We start from the raw sequence: 2,909 nt of genomic DNA on the forward strand, positions 1-2,909 counted from the left end.
CACCACGCTATGGGACTCACCCCGCATTCATGCCAGTCGAAGATCTGCCTAGCATCGATAGCGCGCCGGCTCTCGCCGCGGCACAGATGGGTGTCAAGTACTGGATCGCACCGACGATTACCTCGTAGCCTCTCGGCATGCGCCAAGGTGACTCGAAAGGGAGTTGTGATGTCGGAGAAGCACGCGGCACTCCTCACCGCAGGCGTGATCCTCTCTGGACTCGGCCTCTTCTTCATCACCATCCCCGCAGGCCTCTTGTTCGGGTGCACGCTCCTCGCGACCGGCCTGGTCGTCGTAACGCTCACTGCAAGGCGGGCAGTGCCGGAGTGGCGCGCAGCGTAGCAAGAACGCCGTTCTCAACCGCGTGACGAGCGCTCCGATCGCGAGAATTCCTGGAGTATCGAGGAAGTCCTCAGACGGATCGCGGGAGTATCTGGGGGGATATCCATCGGCGCGGTCGCAGTCTCTCTCTTGCGCGGCGACCCTCAGTGGACTGCCCTCGTGTTGAACGGCTCACTGTTGCTTCTTTCCGGCGGATCACTCATCGCATTGATCTGGCGCCGGCGCCGCACGGCGAGCAACACGAGCGACTGAACCGTCGTCCATGCCGAGCTACTACCCAGGGTCACCAACAACCGCTCCCTGCGCGCGGCGACAAACGCCGTGCGCCCCGATCACGATGACCACCCAAAAGAGGCCAACTGGTCGAACGATGCAGTGGTCGGGCCGTGCTGGGGTGCATGTGCGATTAACACGCGGGGCTCATCCGCGGTTGGCTGAGGCCGTGCAAGCTCCTTGCCGTCACTATTGTGTCTCGACGTTTCTGGCGCATCGATAGACTGCACACCGGAGGCCCGATGATGCCCGGAACGTCGGCGTGGCGCACGAACGATGCGGTGCGGTGCAATCTCGCGCGCGAAGTGCTCAACAGCGCGACGGCGAAGCTCTTCGAAGCTGCCGAGCGAGGCGAACTCGATATCGACGCGGCCGCGACACAGGCCGCCTCCCTCCGACTCGAGCTATTGGCGATCGACGGATTCGATCGTCAAGCCGTCGACGGCTTCGTCAACGAAGTCAACAAACGCGTCGGCCGGCAAATGGTGGACCAGTCGTGAGTAGCGTTTCATCATCTGAAAGCGATTTGCAGGCCATCTTCGAGCGACGCATCCGACCGGTGGTGTTCGCGCATGGTCCGTCGGCCACTGATCCCGAACTGATACTCGCAACAGGTCAGTTCGGCGTGGGGGCCGCAAGGGCGTTTGGGGGACTCATCGACGGGCGCGAGATCGCCGCACTCAGCGCCAGCGACCTGCGGGCGTTTCACCCGCGCTACCTTGAGCTCTCACGTTCGCACTCGCCTGAAGCGAGTCTGATCCTGACAGAGTCAACGTCCGGATGGATGCGTAGCGCGCTGCAGTATGCACGGACTACGCGGCGGTCACTTCTCCTCGACGGGACGGGCAGTTCCTCCGATGTCGCGCTCGCGACGGCGGGCCTCTTCGCGAGGAGCGGCTTCACGACGACGGTCGCTGTGGTCACGGTCCCGAGATCCGAGAGTCTGCTCGCGACAGTTTCCGGATACCTCGTCGATGCGCGTGCTGGTCGCGCGTCGCCGTTCACGACTGTCGCCGAGCACGACGCGAGCCTCGAGAGCGTCCGAGCACTCGTTCAGACCGTGGAAATGGCGCCAAGCGTCGACCGCCTCAAGATCATCGGACGCGAGGGCACCACACGATTCGACGCGGCGCGCACCGATGCGTCCGGGTTCGAGGGGGCGCTCGCCACCCTCGACCGGGAGAACGCCGCTCCCCTGCCGGCGCCCCAGGCTATGCGCTGGCTGTCCGAGCTGCGGGCGACGACGGATTTCGCGCTTTCGTCGCGTCAGGTGGCACGGCCGCTGGCGGAGGTGCTCATCGAGTTACATGAGCTCGGTCTCCGTGAGGTCCTGCCCAACCTGCCGCTTCCGAAAGACTCCCAGGCTCGGCCTCTCGCAGAGGCCAATCTCGGCCGACAACTCGTCGCACTCCGCCAAGCTACGCAGGCCGACGGGCGTCCGGAGCGTCAGCCGGCTCCGGTTGTCTCCGGCCCGGAGATCGACCGCGGCATCTCGCTATGAGCCGAGCAGTGGGCTACGTCCGCGAGGTGCTGTCGGGAGACGGCGTCGCGGAGGATGCCGCCGCGCTGCGGCGGGCCGGAGCATCCCAAGTATTCACCGACCGCCGCGGTACGACATCCAGCCCGCGCCCCGATCTTGAGCGATGCTTGAACTCGCTCAAGAGGGGCGACACTCTGCTTATTCCGAGTGCAGTGTCGTTGTCGTCGTCGGTCGAGCACTTCGTCGCGACGGTCGCGCGGCTGAGGGCACGCGGTATCGACATCTACTCACTCGCCGAGCCCGCACTGTCCACCACACCGGACGCAGCCGCCGCGCCTGGCGATGTGCTCGACGCGCTGGATGTACTGCGCCGGCGACTCGTCAGTGTCCGGACACGAGAGGGGCTGGATGCTGCGATCGCCGCCGGCCGGCATCCCGGCCGTCCGCGGGTGATGACGCCAGAGCGAATCGAGATCGCGCGGGAGCTCCGGACACAGAAGCGTTCGTATGCTCAGATCGGCCGTGCGCTCGGGGTCAGCGAGTCTGCAGTCCGGCGTGCACTCAAGACGGTAGCCGCCCCCTCGGTAGCTCAGCCCCAAGCGAAATAGGCATCTCGCGCGGGCCGTGGTCACGGCGTCCTGTTTCGACCCCACTCCTCGGCATCCTTCGACAATCGCGCATCCAGTGGTCGCGGGCGGCGGAGTGCCGGGACCGTGAAGTAGCGGAGCGAGCGCAGCGAGTGAGCATACGTCGCGAAAGCCCGGCACGCAGCCGGTCGCGACCGCTACACTCTCCGCGTTCGGAGGGTTGCCCG

4 protein-coding genes are annotated in these 2,909 nt (G+C 65.7%); all 4 read left to right on the top strand.

All coding sequences use genetic code 11. From position 1 onward, the window contains the following. Positions 1-168 precede the first annotated feature (168 nt). The 4 genes from B4E30_RS03400 to B4E30_RS03415 all read left to right on the top strand — a co-directional run bounded on the left by B4E30_RS03400 (position 169) and on the right by B4E30_RS03415 (position 2,703). Complete coding sequence (locus B4E30_RS03400) at positions 169-342, top strand: hypothetical protein (RefSeq protein ID WP_286793494.1); 174 nt, start codon at positions 169-171, stop codon at positions 340-342. A 578-nt stretch (positions 343-920) separates the two neighbouring features. Beyond that, entirely contained in the window at positions 921-1,115 is a 195-nt protein-coding gene (locus B4E30_RS03405; RefSeq protein WP_286793495.1) for a hypothetical protein, read from the top strand. 62 nt (positions 1,116-1,177) lie between these two features. Further along, complete coding sequence (locus B4E30_RS03410; protein ID WP_286793497.1) at positions 1,178-2,116, top strand: zeta toxin family protein; 939 nt, start codon at positions 1,178-1,180, stop codon at positions 2,114-2,116. Positions 2,117-2,124: 8 nt separating this feature from the next. Further along, positions 2,125-2,703 carry a recombinase family protein gene (locus tag B4E30_RS03415; RefSeq protein WP_286793496.1) on the top strand — a complete coding sequence of 193 codons (579 nt, stop codon included), beginning with the start codon at positions 2,125-2,127 and terminating at the stop codon, positions 2,701-2,703. Positions 2,704-2,909 lie beyond the last annotated feature (206 nt).

This window comes from Microbacterium sp. UBA3394, assembly GCF_002358725.1.
Lineage (GTDB): Bacteria > Actinomycetota > Actinomycetes > Actinomycetales > Microbacteriaceae > Microbacterium > Microbacterium luteum.